The following is a 13,400-nucleotide window of genomic DNA, read 5'->3' on the forward strand; positions in this document are numbered from 1 at the left end:
GTGTCTGCCTGTGGAGCTGGTGTAAGACCTCAACGGGGGAATCTCCGTTCGGGGCGGTCGGCTGTGAAGCAGGAAACCCGGCGGGCGACCGCCGGAATCCCCGTCCTTTAGGGCGGGGAGAAGTCAAGACATGTCCAGGGCCGCCATCCGGACGACCTTGCCGTTGCGGATGCGGACCTGGACCGGCGCCGGGCCGCTCTGCCGGTTCAGCCAGCCCTCGAACGACTCCTCCTGGACCGGGCAGGTCGCGACGTCCGTCTTCGCGTCGAAGCAGCCCTTCCCGTCCTTCTCGGGCGCGAAGAACTTCGCGCTCTCCGGAAGTTCGAGGGTGACCATCGTCCGGCTGCCCTCCACGGTCCGTTTCGCGCCCGACCCGCGGACGATCACGCTCTCCAACGTCACCGAGTGCACGGTGTCGTAGATGTTGCGGATGAGCGCGGTCGCCTCGACGTCCGGTTCGGTCAGGTCCGGGAACCCGGCCGCCGAACTGTCCGCCGACACCGACCGGAGTTCCGCGTCGGCGAACGTCACCGTCGCGGCGGCCTTCGCGGACGAGGCCACACCCAGCATCACCCGGCCGGCCGCGAACGCCGGCTCGGTCATCGGGCCGGTCAGCACCGGGGTGCCGTCGACGGTCACCGTGGTGGTCGAGCCCTCGACCACCACGGCGACCGGCATCCGCTCGCCGGTGACCAGCACGTCCGACTTCTCCGACGCCAGCGTGGTCACGGTGCCCTCGAAGTCGATGCCGAACGACGCCGTCCCCGGGCACAGCTCCAGGCGGTAGCCGTTCGGCTCGTCGTAGCGCAGCCAGATCAGCGCGCACGACCCGGCTCTCGTCAGGGTCACGTCCACCGCGACGGTCTGGTCACCGCCGAAGGCCGTCTGCGGCCCGGGGCACCAGATCCGCCCGGACTTGACAGTGGCGGTCAGTCTCCCCTCCACCTCGCAGGCGCCGTTGTCGAAGGCGCCGTCGTACCACTGACCCTGCCGGGCGAGTGAGTCGATCACCGCGGGGCCGCGGATCACCGGCGTGGCGGCCGACGGCACGGGGACGGCCGGGGCCGCCGACTCCATCGACACGGGTGTGGCGTCGTCGCGCCCGGTCAGTGCCAGACCGGCCCCGGCCGCGGCGGCGAGCACGGTGGCCACCGCCGTACCGATGATCAGTTTCGGCCAGCGACGTTTCGGGGCGCCGGGCACGCCCGGGTCGGTGCGGTACCGGCCGGTGTGCTGCGCCGCCTCGGCCGCCCGCCGCAGCCCCGGGGCCAGATCCGTCGGCGGCGCGCCCTCGAACACGTCCCCGGTCCGGGTGGCCAGCAGCAGGTCCAGCAACTCGTGCGCGGTCGGACGGTCCGCCGGGTCCTTGGCCAGGGTCAGCGCCACCAGATCCGCCAGCGCCGGCGGCAGACCGGTCAGGTTCGGCGGCTGCGTCAGGATCCGCGCCGCCGTCATCGTGGGGGAGTCCCCGGCGAACGGGGTCCGGCCCGTCCCGGCGTAGGTGACCACGGCGCCCCACGCGAACACGTCCGACGGCGGGCCCACCAGATGGTCGGTCTCCGGATCGAACCGCTCCGGCGCCATGTACGCCAGCGTCCCCACCATCATGTCGGTCCGGGTGTGCCGGCTGGTCGCCTCGACCGCCTGCGCGATCCCGAAGTCGATCACCTTCGGGCTGCCGAGCGCGAACAGCACGTTGCGTGGCTTGAGATCACGGTGCACCACCCCGGCGCCGTGGATCGCGGCGAGCGCGGTGGCCACCCCGACCGCCACACTGTGCAGCGCGCCGCCGGCCAGCGGGCCGTTGCCCTTGACCACGTCGGCCAGGTCCGGCCCGTCCACGTACTCCACCACCAGGTACGGCGTGGCATGCTCCGGATCGGCGTCGAGCACCTCCGCGGTGCAGAACGGCGGCACCTGCCGGGCCCGCGCCACCTCGCTGCGGAACCGTCCGCGGAACTCGTCCTCGCCGGCGAACTCGGGCCGGATCACCTTGATGGCGACCTGCCGCCCACCCGGGGCGCGACCGAGGAACACCGAGCCCATCCCGCCCGCCCCGATCCGGGCGACGATCTCGTAGCGGCCGAGCCGCCGCGGGTCACCCGGTTGCAGCGCAGTCGTCACGAAGTCCTCTCCCGGTAGATCGATGAGTGATCCACCCTAGCCCCCTCCGGGGGGACCTTGGACTCTGCTTCACCGGGCCCCGCCGCGAGAAGCTGGAGCAGAGCCGTCAAGGGGCGAGGGAGGGCACGACGATGAATGCCGAGGACCGCTGCGTCGTCGATCCGGGCCGGCCGTGCGGCGCCTGCAGTGCCCCGGGACCGGCGCTCTGCCCGTACCGCTACCTGCTCGACGACGACGAGCGCGCCCAGCTCGCCCAGCCCACCCACGACGTGGTCGCGGTCACCCCACCGGCGCGACCCCAGGGTCACTGCCGATCGCTACAGCCGACTTCGATGTAGCCCACGTCCGCTTCGACGAGGGGTGCCTTCCCGGCTCACGCCGGCCTCGTGTGCGTCGGGACGCCGGGGATTGATCGGTGTTGACAGACTGCCGGGATGGGCTGGAGGAGACGGCTGGGCGTCGCGGGTCTGGTGATCGGGGTGGTGGCCGGTGGACTGTGGGTGCGCAACAGTTCGGCGCTCTGGGGTGACCAGGGCGGCGTGCCACAGCTGCTGGCGCACCGCGGGGTCGCGCAGACCTTCCCGCTCGACGGTGTGGACGGTGACACCTGCACGGCGGGCCTGATCCACCCGCCGGACCACGGTTACATCGAGAACACGCTGCCGTCGATGCGGGCCGCCCTGGATGCCGGGGCCGACATGATCGAGTTCGATGTGCAGGCCACCGCGGACGGCAAGCTGGTGGTGTTCCACGACGCGACGCTCGAGTGCCGGACCGACGGGACCGGGCGGGTGGGCGAGCACACGCTGGAGGATTTGCGGGCTCTCGACCTCGGCTACGGCTACACGGCGGACGGCGGCGTGACCTATCCGCTGCGTGGCAGGGGTACCGGTCTGATGATGACGGTCGGTGAGGTGGTCGCCGCGTTCCCCGGCCGGGAGCTGCTGATCGATCTCAAGAACGACGAGGCCGCCGAGGGTGAGCGGTTGGCCGCCTACCTGGCGACGCTGCCGGCCGAGCGGTTGGCGACGATGAGTGTCTACGGTGGGGACATCGGGGTGGATGTGGTGCGGCAGCGATTGCCCACGCTCCGGGTGACCTCACGAAAAATCATGAAAAACTGCCTGCTCGGGTACGTGGGAGCAGGCTGGACCGGCTATGTGCCCGACGTCTGCCGGCACACCGAGCTGCATCTGCCGCACCGGTACGGGCGGGCGCTCTGGGGCTGGCCGAACCTGTTCGTCGACCGGATGCGGTCGGTGGACACCCGGGTGGTGCTGGTCGCCGGGGACGGCCCGTGGTCGGAGGGATTCGACCGTCCCGCTGATCTGGCGGCGGTCCCGGCGGGCTGGACCGGCTGGCTGTGGACCAACCGCGTCAACGTGATCGCGCCGCTGGCCGGACCATGAGGGGCGGGGCGGCCGCCGCATAACGAACCGCCCCGCCCCCTCAGGTCAGTTGGCGTCCTTCAGGGCCGCGAGGGCCTGAGCGGCGCGGAAGTACTTGTTGCGGCCCAGCTCGCCGATGGTCTTGATGCCGAGCGCGTCACGGATCAGCTTGCCGCCGTTCTCGCTGACGCCGGCCAGGGCCTCCACCGGGGCGTCGAGGATCTCCTCGAGGCTCTTGTCCTGCCAGGCCTTGTCCACGATCTTCGTCAGGTCAGCGGTGACTGCCATGGTTTCTCCCGTCCAGAATGGATCTTCGATTCCGGCGGAGCTTACTTGATCAAAAAGGGCGCTCCGGCCCTCGGGGGACGCCGCTCACGAAACGCCTGCTGAGACCGTTGACATCCTCCCCATGCCTAAGGGCGGCGGGGGATTCCAGCGGTCGTCCGCTGGGTTTCCTGCTTCGTAGACGACTGCCTCGTCCGGGAGTTCTCCCGTTGAGGTCTGACACCGCCTCCACAGGTAATCACCGAGAGCCCCTCGGCGAGTACATTGCGTGCCGCATTGATGTCGCGGTCGTGGACGGTGCCGCACCGGCACGTCCACGACCGCACGTTCAGCGGCATCTTCTCGGCCGGCGCACCGCAGATCGAGCACAGCTTGGAGGAGGGGAACCAGCGGTCGACCGCGACGACGGTGCGGCCGTGCCATTCTGCTTTGTACTCCAGCATCGTGCGGAACTGTCGCCATGCCGCGTCGGAGATGGCGCGGGCGAGGCTGTGGTTCTTGACCATGTTCCGCACGGTCAAGTCCTCGATCACGATCGTTTGGTTTTCACGAACGAGACGAGTCGTCAGTTTGTGCAGGTGGTCCCTGCGCCGGTCGGTGATCTCGGCGTGGATCCGGGCGACCGCGGCGCGGGCTTTGGCGCGGTTCTTCGCGTCATCGCCTTTCGCCTTGCGTGCCAGCCTGCGCTGCGCTGCGCGCGGGCGAGGCGGGCGCGGTCGGCCCGCTCGTGACGCGGATTGGTGACCTTCTCGCCGGTCGACAGGATGAGCAGGCTGTCGAGCCCGGCATCGACGCCGACAGCGGCGTTCGGTGCGGGCGCAGCCTCGATCACGTCGTCGCAGAGCAGCGATACGTGCCATCGGCCCGCCGTGTCCAGCGACACCGTGACCGTCGATGGCGCCACGCCCTCCGGCAGGGGCCGCGACCATACGATGTCGAGCGGTTCGGCCATCTTCGCCAGGGTGAGGCGGCCGTCGCGGTACCGGAACCCGCTGGTGGTGTACTCAGCCGACTTCCGGGACTGCTTCTTGGACTTGAAGCGCGGGTACTTGGCGCGCTTGGCGAAGAAGTTCGTGTACGCCGTTTGCAGGTGCCGCAGGCACTGCTGGAGCGGAACCGACGACACCTCGTTGAGGAACGCCAGGTCTTCGGTCCTCTTCCAGACGGTGAGCATGGCGCTGGTCGCGTTGTAGTTGACCCGCTCCTGCCGCAGCGTCCACGCCTGCGACCGCGTAGCCAGCGCGAGGTTGTAGACCTTACGGACGCAGCCAAACGTCCGCGCAAGCTCAGCAGCCTGCGCATCGGTCGGATGGAAGCGGAACTTGAAAGCCCGCTTCACCTGCTTCTTCACGCCTCACAAACCATGGCTTTCACTGGTGAGCCTGCCGGACTCGGTGTCCGCTGTACGGCTTTTGTTTCCTCCCTGCGGCCGAAGCCGGGGGTCTTCACGAAAGAAACCCGTTGAATGAAGTGATCTGGTCCGCAGTTTTGTTGAAGGCGCAACTTTCTAACCGTACGGGAGTACGGTGATCTTGATTATGAGACGGAAGGGACAGTAATCATGCGCGCGGTACGGCTGATGAAATGGCAGAGCGAACCCGTCGTCACCGAGGTCGAGGTGCCCGAACCCGGCCCCGGCCAGGTCCTCGTCAAGGTCGGCGGGGCCGGCGCCTGCCACTCCGACCTGCACGTCTCCCACGCCGAGTCGATGCCCGGCTGGAGCACCCCGTTCACCCTCGGACACGAGACCGCGGGCTGGGTGCACGCCCTCGGCGACGGCGTCGACAGCCTGACCGTGGGCCAGGCGGTCGCCGTCTACGGTCCGTGGGGCTGCGGCAACTGCGCCCGCTGCCGGACCGGCGCGGAGAACTACTGCGAAGGCAACGCCCCGGTCAAGGGCGGCGGCGCCGGACTGGGCGTGGACGGCGGCATCGCCGAATACATGCTGGTCCCGCACGCCCGCCTGCTGGTGCCGCTTCCGGACGGACTGGACCCGGTGGCCGCCGCCCCGCTCGCGGACGCCGGGCTCACCCCGTACCACGTGATCCGCCGCTCCCGCGACAAGCTGCTGCCCGGCAGCGTGGCCGTGGTGATCGGCGCCGGGGGCCTCGGCCACATCGCGGTGCAGATCCTGAAAGCGATCACCGCCGCCACGGTGATCGCCATCGACAGCAAGCCGGCCGCCCTGAAACTGGCCGAGGAGTGCGGCGCCGACCTGGTCGTCCCGGCCGGCGACGACGCCGCCGCGGCGGTCCGGGCGGCCACCGCGGGCGGCCGGGGCGCCGACCTGATCGTCGACTTCGTCGGCGCGGCCGGCACGATCGACCTGGCGATGAAGGTGGCCCGCCCGCTCGCCGACGTGACGATCGTGGGCGCCGCGGCGGGCACGCTGCCGTGGAACTTCTTCGGTGTCCCCTATGAGGTCAGCCTCCAGTCGACCTACTGGGGCAGCCTGCCGGAGCTGGCCGAGGTGCTCGAACTGGGCGCGGCCGGCCTGGTCAAGCCGAAGGTCACCACGTATCCGCTGGAGGAGGCGCCGGAGGTCTACCGCCGCTTGGACGCCGGCGAGATCGAGGGACGCGCGGTCTTCGTGCCCTGACATCCCCTTCCTCCAGGGCCCTCGCCGGTGCGCTCGGCGGGGGCTCTGTGGCATCAGCCACTTGCGGCTGTAAAAAGTGAATCAGCACTCGTAACCTCTCACGTCTGTTGATCACGGGGAGTTAGACGTGCTGGATACCGGCGTACAGGTAGATCCCGACGGCTTGCGGAAAACGGGCTCGGCAGTTCAGGAATCGGTCATTCCGGTCCGGGACGCGGTCGGCAAGGAGGACGGCCGGCTGTTCGTCACCGGCCCCGCCTCGGAGTGGGACACCGGCCGGAAACTCACCCGCACCGCGCTGCGATGGATCGACTACCTGACCGACCTCTCCCAGCGGGTGGAACAGTTCGGCACCGACCTGGTCCGGGACGCCGACGACTACCAAGCCGCCGACGAGCAGTCGGCGGCCGAGATCTACCGCGGGACGGGCCGATGACGCTGACCCTGCGGGCACTCGCCGAAACCAGCACCGCCGACTTCACCTCGGCCGCCGAAGCATGGGCACGGCTCGCCGTCGGCCTCGACAACGGCTTCGAGAAGTACGTCGCCGCCGCGGGGGAACTGCCCTATGTCTGGCCGACCGGCACCGAGGCTGAGGAACGCAGTGGCCGGCTGCGGGCCGAGGCCTCCAACGCCCACGAACCGTGCCAGCGGATCAGCCGCGCTCTGCGGACCCACGCCGACACGGTGCGCAGCCTGCAGAACATGCTCGCCGACATCCGGGCCGACGCGGCCCGCGAAGGACTCGACATCGACATGAGCACCGGCGTGGTGTCGGCCGCCGCCGGCACCGTCGACGACGCCTCGGACGTTCGCCGGGTCGAGGCGCGGATCCGCAACTACGCCGGCCAGCTCACCGAGGTCCTCGAACGGGCCTACGCCCTGGACCGCGAGACCAGCGCCGAACTGGACGCCAGTGTGCCCGCCCTCGGCTCGGGCTTCGGCGGCACCACAGGTCCGGCGATCACCGAGGCCGACCTTGCGACGCAGTCCGGGCGTACGCCGGCCCAGGTGCACGATTGGTGGGAGAGCCTCACCCGCGACCAGCAGGACCAGGCGATGCGGGACTTCCCGCAGACAGTCGGCTGGCTCGACGGCGTACCCGCCATCGACCGCGACAAGGCCAACCGGACCGCCCTCCAGCACGAGAAGGAAGACCTCATCGAGCGCCTCAATGCCGGCGGCTCATGGGACGCCAACTCCGATCTGAACGAGCAGTTGCAGCGGGTCTACAAGATCGAGGACACGCTGAAGGGCCTGGGGGAGTCGGGTTTCCTGCTCGGCTTCGACACCACCGCCTACGACGGCCACGGCAAGGTCGTCATTGCCGTCAACAACCCGGACACCGCCCGCCACACCGGCGTCTGGGTGCCGGGATTGAGCACGACGCTGTGGGGCAGCATGGACGACAACATGCTGCGCATGAAGAGCCTCAACGAGTCCGCCGACGCTCTCACCCGCGACCGTCAGGGTGACGTCTCCACCGTGTACTGGCTGGGTTACGACGCTCCCGACCTGGACAACGTATCCGTGCTCCAGGAGGACCGCTCGAAGGCGGGACGCGATCCGTACCTGGGCTTCGTGCAGGGGTTGCGGGCTACTCATGAGGGCGAGCCCGGGCACCTCGTAGCGATGGGGCACTCCTACGGAACCACGGTGGTGGGCGAAGCGGCCAAGACGGGAGGTCTGCCCGTCGACGACATCGTGGTGGCGGGCAGTCCGGGAATGCACGTTGCCGGCGCCGGTGATCTCATGGCTGATCCGCGCCATGTCTGGGCCGGGGCGTCCGGTACTGATCCGGTGGCCGAAGCCGGGAACGCACGTCCGTGGAGCGGCATTGCGGCGGGGATCGCCTTCGGGGCGGCCGGGCCGATCGTTCTTGCCGGAGCCGAATACGGTCTCGACGAGTTGCACGGGATCGCACCGACCGACGCATCCTTCGGCGGCAACAACTGGGTGGCGGACACCGATGGCCACACCAGTTACTGGGATGCGGGCAGTGAGAGTCTCAGTAACCAGGCCCGCATCCTGGCCGGACAGTACGACCTCGTCACGCTGAACAGCGGCGAACGTCCGGAGAATGTGCGATGACCGTGAGAGCGCGGGTGGCGGCCGTCGCCGCTGTCGCTGTGGTCGTCGTCGTCCTGACATCGATCGTTCTTTTGAGAGGAAGTGCCGTGGAGACCAAGAGCGAATCGGAGGCGACGCGGCTGGTGCAGGAGCATGCCGAAGCGATCGCCACGCTGGTGGGAATGCCGCTGCGAGACCCGTCGATCGGTCCGTATCCGTGCACGGGCCGTTTTGGCGAGACCGGCGACGACGTGGTCAGCTATCGCGGGGTCTACAACATCGATCCGCCTACCAGTGGGACGCATCTGCAGATGTTGGAGCGGCTGCGTGCCGACTGGGTGGCCAAGGGATACACCCTCACCGACGATCGCACCGTCGGGGCCGACCGCGGAGTCCTTACCGCCACGTCCACGGATGGCTTCAACCTCGACATGGAAACGGCCAGTCCGGATGGGTTCGCGGTGTTCGTCCACTCGCCGTGCTTCGGGCGTCCCTGAGCGGGCGCGCCTCTGAAGGTAGACTCGGCCGAAGTAAGATGTGATCTGACTTCGGAGTGGCCGATGTTCGTGGGGCGACGCAGGGAACTCGATCTGTTCGCGGATCGGCTCGAGCGGATTCGGGTGACCGGCGAGGGACAGTCCGTTGCGATCCGCGGTCGGCGTCAGGTGGGCAAGTCACGTCTGGTGCAGGAGTTCTGCGACCGTTCCGAGGTGCCGTACTGCTTCTACGAGGCGGTGAAGGGCATGTCGCCGACCGATGCGATCGGCGATCTGCTCCAGGCCCTGCGGGAGTCGTCGCTGGCCGTCGGCCGGGCCGGTGACACCCTGCCGAGCGTCGCCCCGGCCAACTGGGGCGACATGTTCAAGCTGCTCGCGCAGGTTCTCCCGGACAGTCCGAGTGTCGTGGTTCTGGACGAGATGCCCTGGCTGTCGGAGCAGGAGACGACCTTCGACGGTCATCTGCAGGTGGCCTGGGACCGCCTGCTGTCGCGCAAGCCGGTGCTGTTGTTGCTGCTCGGCAGTGACCTGCACATGATGCAGCGGTTCACCGAGTACGACAGGCCGTTCTACGGTCGCGCGGACAACCTCGTCCTGCATGCGCTCAACCCGGCGGAGACCGCGCGGCAGACCGGGCTGACGGGGGCCGACGCCATCGACGCGCACCTGATCACCGGCGGGCTGCCCGGGATCGTCCGGCGGTGGGGGAGCGGCATGCCGGCCGCGGACTTCCTCGAGCGGCAGCTCACCGATCAGACGTCGCCGCTGTTCAGCGTGCCCGAGGCGGCGCTGGCGGCCGAGTTTCCGCTGGCTGACATGTCGAGCCGGGTCTTCGAGGCGATCGGCGGGCAGGGCGGCCGCACGTTCACGAACATCGCCAGGGACGCCGGGGCCCAGGGGAACCCGGTCAGTTCCGGGACGCTGTCGCCCGTGCTGAGCCGGCTTGCCGACGACAAGCAGATCGTGGCGGTGGACCGGCCGCTGTCCACCCGGCCCAGCAAACTCGCCGTGTACCGGATCGCCGATACCAACCTGAGTCTCTACGTCGCGATGCTCCGCGAGGTCCACCACCTGGTCCGGCGTGACCGGGAGGCCGCCGCCCGCACGATCATCGCGAGACGGTGGTCGACCTGGCGCGGGCTTGCTGTCGAGCCGCTGGTCCGGGAGGCGCTCGCCCGGGCCGGCGGCGATGGCGGCCTGCCGTGGGACGACGTGCTGGAGGTTGGCGGCTGGTGGAACCGTCAGGCCAACCCGGAGATCGACCTGGTCGGCGCCGACCGGATGCCGGTCGCGTCGCGGGTGCCGTTCGCCGGGTCGATCAAGTGGCAGGACGGGGCGTTCGACCGGCATCACCTGGCCGGTCTGGTGCGCGACGCCCCGCTGATCCCGGGTTTCGAGCCGGGCGTCGGCGGTCTGGTCGTGGTGAGCCGGTCGGGAGTGGATCTGCCGGACGACGCGGTGGACCTGGTGTGGGGGCCGGACGACGTGCTGGGGGCGTGGACGGCCTGACCGTCAGTCGAATTCCTCGATGTATTCCTCGGTGGGGCCCAACTCCGGCTCGGTGCGCAGTTCCAGCGGGCCGCCGGCGTGCTCGAACTCGCACACGGTGATCTGATTCGGTCCTGGGTGGAGCAGAGGTGCGGGGCAGTACAGGGTCACCTGCGGGCCGATCTCCCAGTACCGGCCCAGCAGGAAGCCGTTGATCCAGAGCAGGCCCCGGCCCCAGCCCGGCAGGGCCAGGAAGGTGTCCGCCGGCGAGGTCACCTCCAGGTCGGCGTGGAAGAAGCCGGTGGGGGAGGCGCCGGCAGGCAGGGAGGCCAGGTCGGCGGCGGTCCAGGCGGGCACGTCCAGCGGCGCGCTCCGCCAGCCCTGCACCAGGCGCCGGTCGAGCAGGACCGGGCCGGTCAGGCCCTTGTGGGCGCCGACCCCGGGACCGTAATTGATCCGGCCCAGGCTTTCCACGACGATCTCCAGGCGGGTGCGGGCGCCGGAGCCCCGCACGGGCAGGGAGGCGTCTCCCGGGCCCACGGCACCGGCGAATGCGCCGTCGAGGAAGACGAGTGCCTTGTCGCGTACCCCATGAAGGTTGATCGTGTGATCGCCGGGTGGGATGCGCGGCAGGGCGGTGTGCAGCACCAGGCCCGCGTCCAGCCCGAGCTGTTCGAAGGTTGCCGGGCGCGGTGCCGGTGAAGCCTGCGGGGCGAGGTGCCGCAGGCCGGCGAGCAGGCCCGAGCGGTGGTCCAGGTTCAGGGTCTGCGGCGGCAGGGTGGGCATTCTTTCGGGTACGCGCAAAGCCCCGCCCCCACCCAGCGCCTCCCGGATGGCCCAGAACTTGGCCGTCAGCGTCCCGTCCTCGGCGACCGGCGCGTCCGAGTCGTAGCTGGTGATGGTCGGCTGGAGGGTGCCGTTGTCGGAGTTGGCGCCGGCCCACAGTCCGAAATTGGTCCCCCCGTGGGCCATGTAGATGCTGACGCTGCCGCCGTCGGCGACGATGCCGCGCAGGGTGCTGACGGCGCTGTCGACGCCGCGGACGTGGTGGCGTTCTCCCCAGTGGTCGAACCAGCCGTTCCAGAATTCGGCGACGATGAACGGTTCGTCGGGGCGCCGGGAGTGCAGCAGGTCGCGGGCGGCTTCGGGTTTGGAGCCGAGGGTGGCGGCGGCGAGGGTGCCGGGCAGGGTGCCGCCGTCGAGCATCAGGTCGGTCGGGCCGTCGGCGGTGAAGAGCAGTTCGGTGATGCCGCGATCGGTCAGCGCGTCCCGGTTCCAGCGCACGTAGTCGTGGTCGTCGCCGTAGCTGCCGAACTCGTTCTCCACCTGGACGGCGACGACCGGCCCGCCGTGGGCGGCCTGCAGTGCGGCGATCCGGGGGATCAGGTCGTCGAACCAGAGGCCGACCGGTCCGGTGAAGCCGGGGTCGGAGCTGCGGATGGCGATGTCGCGGGCGGTGAGCCAGCTGGGCAGGCCGCCGTTGGACCATTCCGCGCAGATGTACGGCCCGGGCCGCACGATCGCGTCGAGTCCCTCGTCGGCGACCAGGGACAGGAACGCGGACAGGTCGCGCCAGCCGGTGAAGTCCGGCGCCGACGCGGGCCGCGGCTGGTGGAAGTTCCACGGCACGTACGTGTCGACGGTGTTCAGTCCCAGGCCGGCGAGCCGCCGGATCCGGTCGCGCCAGAGCCGCGGATGCACCCGGAAGTAGTGCAGCGCCCCGGAGAGGATCTGATGCGGCTCGCCGCGGCGGAACAGGCGGCGGCCGCCCCAGCTGAGGGCCGTGGTCGTCGGGGCCGGGATGACTTCCGGCGCGGGGAGCTCGATCACGGCGCGAGCCTATGTTATCGATGCCATTTCTAACAACGGCTGTACTATCAGGCGTCCCGAGCGCCCAGAAAGGACCCGCGCATGACCGATGCCACCACGCGTGCCATGAGGCAGCCGAGCATGGCCGACGTGGCCCGGGCCGCGGGCGTGTCCGCGCAGACGGTCTCCCGGACCCTGCGTGACTCGCCGAACGTCAACCCGGAGACCCGCCAGCGGGTGCTCGCCGCCGTCGAGCAGCTCGGATACCGCTTCAACAGCGCGGCCAAGATGCTCTCCTCGGGGCGCAGTCACACCATCGGCCTGGTCCTGCTGCAGTCCGGCGGCTACTACTCCCGTTCCGCGGTCACCGCGGGCGTCGAGGCCGCCGCCGGCGAGGCCGGTTACGCCGTCAGCATCGCCACCATCGCCGGCCTCGACACCGGGCTGATGGAGCGTTCCCTGGGCAAACTCGCTGATCAGGGCGTCGACGGCATCGTCATCGCGGTGCCGCTGATCTCGGTGACCCAGAAGATGGAGGACATCACCCGCGACATCCCGACGGTCACCGTGGACGGCTCGCGGACCGCCGGCGCCCGGGTGCTCGGCATCGACCAGCGTGAGGCCGGCCGGGTCGCCACGCAGCACCTTCTCGACCTCGGCCACCGCCAGGTGTGGCACGTCGCCGGCCCGGACGAGTGGATCGAGGCCCGGCAGCGGCGGCAGGGCTGGCAGGAGTGCCTGGCCGCGGCCGGTGTCGAGGCGCCGCCGGTGCTGGAGGGGGACTGGTCGCCCGACTCGGGCTTCCAGCAGGGGCAGATCCTGGCGATGATCCCCGAGGTCACGGCCATCTTCGCGGCCAGTGACGAGATGGCGTTCGGTGTCATCCGGGCGCTGCGCGAGCGCGGGCGGACGGTGCCCGACGACGTGTCGATCGTGAGCGTGGACGACATCGCCCTGGCCGCGTACTGCGCGCCGCCGCTGACCACGGTCCGGCAGGACTTCTACGCGTCGGGGGCCGCGGCGGTGAGCCTGCTGCTGCAGGGGCCGGACCCGGTCGATGACGTTGTGATCGAACCGCCGTTACTCTCGGTGCGATCGTCGACCGCGGTACCGAGGTTGTAACAGGGCTGCGGCCGCTGA

General features: G+C 70.0%; 13 protein-coding genes. 8 read left to right on the forward strand and 5 right to left on the reverse strand.

The genetic code is table 11. The features are described from left to right. Window positions 1–123: 123 nt before the first annotated feature. Window positions 124–2,124, reverse strand: a complete 2,001-nt coding sequence (locus tag QSK32_RS35615) for a serine/threonine protein kinase (RefSeq protein ID WP_285474394.1) — start codon at window positions 2,122–2,124, stop codon at window positions 124–126. Between the two features lie 131 nt (window positions 2,125–2,255). On the opposite strand from QSK32_RS35615, the gene QSK32_RS35620 reads away from it, so the two are divergent. Next, a complete protein-coding gene (locus tag QSK32_RS35620; protein WP_157411283.1) occupies window positions 2,256–2,462 on the forward strand; it encodes a hypothetical protein in 207 nt (68 codons plus the stop codon). A 96-nt stretch (window positions 2,463–2,558) separates the two neighbouring features. Then, a complete protein-coding gene (locus tag QSK32_RS35625) occupies window positions 2,559–3,533 on the forward strand; it encodes a glycerophosphodiester phosphodiesterase family protein (protein ID WP_045745298.1) in 975 nt (324 codons plus the stop codon). A gap of 45 nt (window positions 3,534–3,578) precedes the next feature. Here QSK32_RS35625 and QSK32_RS35630 read toward each other — a convergent pair whose 3' ends face one another. The 3 genes from QSK32_RS35630 to QSK32_RS35640 form a co-directional block, all read right to left on the reverse strand. After that, entirely contained in the window at window positions 3,579–3,800 is a 222-nt protein-coding gene (locus tag QSK32_RS35630; protein ID WP_045745297.1) for a hypothetical protein, read from the reverse strand. A 125-nt stretch (window positions 3,801–3,925) separates the two neighbouring features. Then, window positions 3,926–4,477: an RNA-guided endonuclease TnpB family protein gene (locus tag QSK32_RS35635; RefSeq protein ID WP_285474485.1), complete on the reverse strand. Its 552-nt coding sequence runs from the start codon at window positions 4,475–4,477 to the stop codon at window positions 3,926–3,928. Further along, entirely contained in the window at window positions 4,363–5,148 is a 786-nt protein-coding gene (locus QSK32_RS35640; RefSeq protein ID WP_285474395.1) for an RNA-guided endonuclease InsQ/TnpB family protein, read from the reverse strand. Before QSK32_RS35640 ends, QSK32_RS35635 begins: the two co-directional genes overlap by 115 nt. 210 nt (window positions 5,149–5,358) lie before the next feature. Here QSK32_RS35640 and QSK32_RS35645 point away from each other — a divergent pair, with 210 nt between their 5' ends. The 5 genes from QSK32_RS35645 (at window position 5,359) to QSK32_RS35665 (ending at window position 10,472) form a co-directional block, all read left to right on the forward strand. Beyond that, window positions 5,359–6,396, forward strand: coding sequence for an NAD(P)-dependent alcohol dehydrogenase (locus QSK32_RS35645; protein ID WP_045745295.1), 1,038 nt, complete (start codon window positions 5,359–5,361; stop codon window positions 6,394–6,396). A gap of 163 nt (window positions 6,397–6,559) precedes the next feature. Beyond that, window positions 6,560–6,832 (forward strand): hypothetical protein, encoded by a 273-nt coding sequence (locus tag QSK32_RS35650; RefSeq protein ID WP_157411282.1) that lies wholly within the window; start codon window positions 6,560–6,562, stop codon window positions 6,830–6,832. Further along, the gene (locus QSK32_RS35655) at window positions 6,829–8,487 is read left to right on the forward strand and encodes an alpha/beta hydrolase (protein WP_285474396.1); all 1,659 of its coding nucleotides are present in this window, start codon (window positions 6,829–6,831) and stop codon (window positions 8,485–8,487) included. The genes QSK32_RS35650 and QSK32_RS35655 overlap by 4 nt, the downstream gene beginning before the upstream one ends. Continuing rightward, on the forward strand, window positions 8,484–8,963 hold the full coding sequence (locus tag QSK32_RS35660) for a hypothetical protein (RefSeq protein ID WP_285474397.1): 480 nt from the start codon (window positions 8,484–8,486) through the stop codon (window positions 8,961–8,963). The genes QSK32_RS35655 and QSK32_RS35660 overlap by 4 nt, the downstream gene beginning before the upstream one ends. A gap of 63 nt (window positions 8,964–9,026) precedes the next feature. Next, on the forward strand, window positions 9,027–10,472 hold the full coding sequence (locus tag QSK32_RS35665; RefSeq protein ID WP_285474398.1) for an ATP-binding protein: 1,446 nt from the start codon (window positions 9,027–9,029) through the stop codon (window positions 10,470–10,472). Window positions 10,473–10,475: 3 nt separating this feature from the next. On the opposite strand, the gene QSK32_RS35670 is transcribed toward QSK32_RS35665, so the two are convergent. After that, window positions 10,476–12,281: a glycoside hydrolase family 35 protein gene (locus QSK32_RS35670; protein WP_285474399.1), complete on the reverse strand. Its 1,806-nt coding sequence runs from the start codon at window positions 12,279–12,281 to the stop codon at window positions 10,476–10,478. Window positions 12,282–12,362: 81 nt separating this feature from the next. Between QSK32_RS35670 and QSK32_RS35675 the strand changes: the two genes are divergently transcribed. Further along, window positions 12,363–13,382: a LacI family DNA-binding transcriptional regulator gene (locus QSK32_RS35675; protein ID WP_285474400.1), complete on the forward strand. Its 1,020-nt coding sequence runs from the start codon at window positions 12,363–12,365 to the stop codon at window positions 13,380–13,382. Window positions 13,383–13,400 lie beyond the last annotated feature (18 nt).

The sequence above is a fragment of the Actinoplanes sp. NBRC 101535 genome (assembly GCF_030269225.1).
GTDB lineage: Bacteria > Actinomycetota > Actinomycetes > Mycobacteriales > Micromonosporaceae > Actinoplanes > Actinoplanes rectilineatus.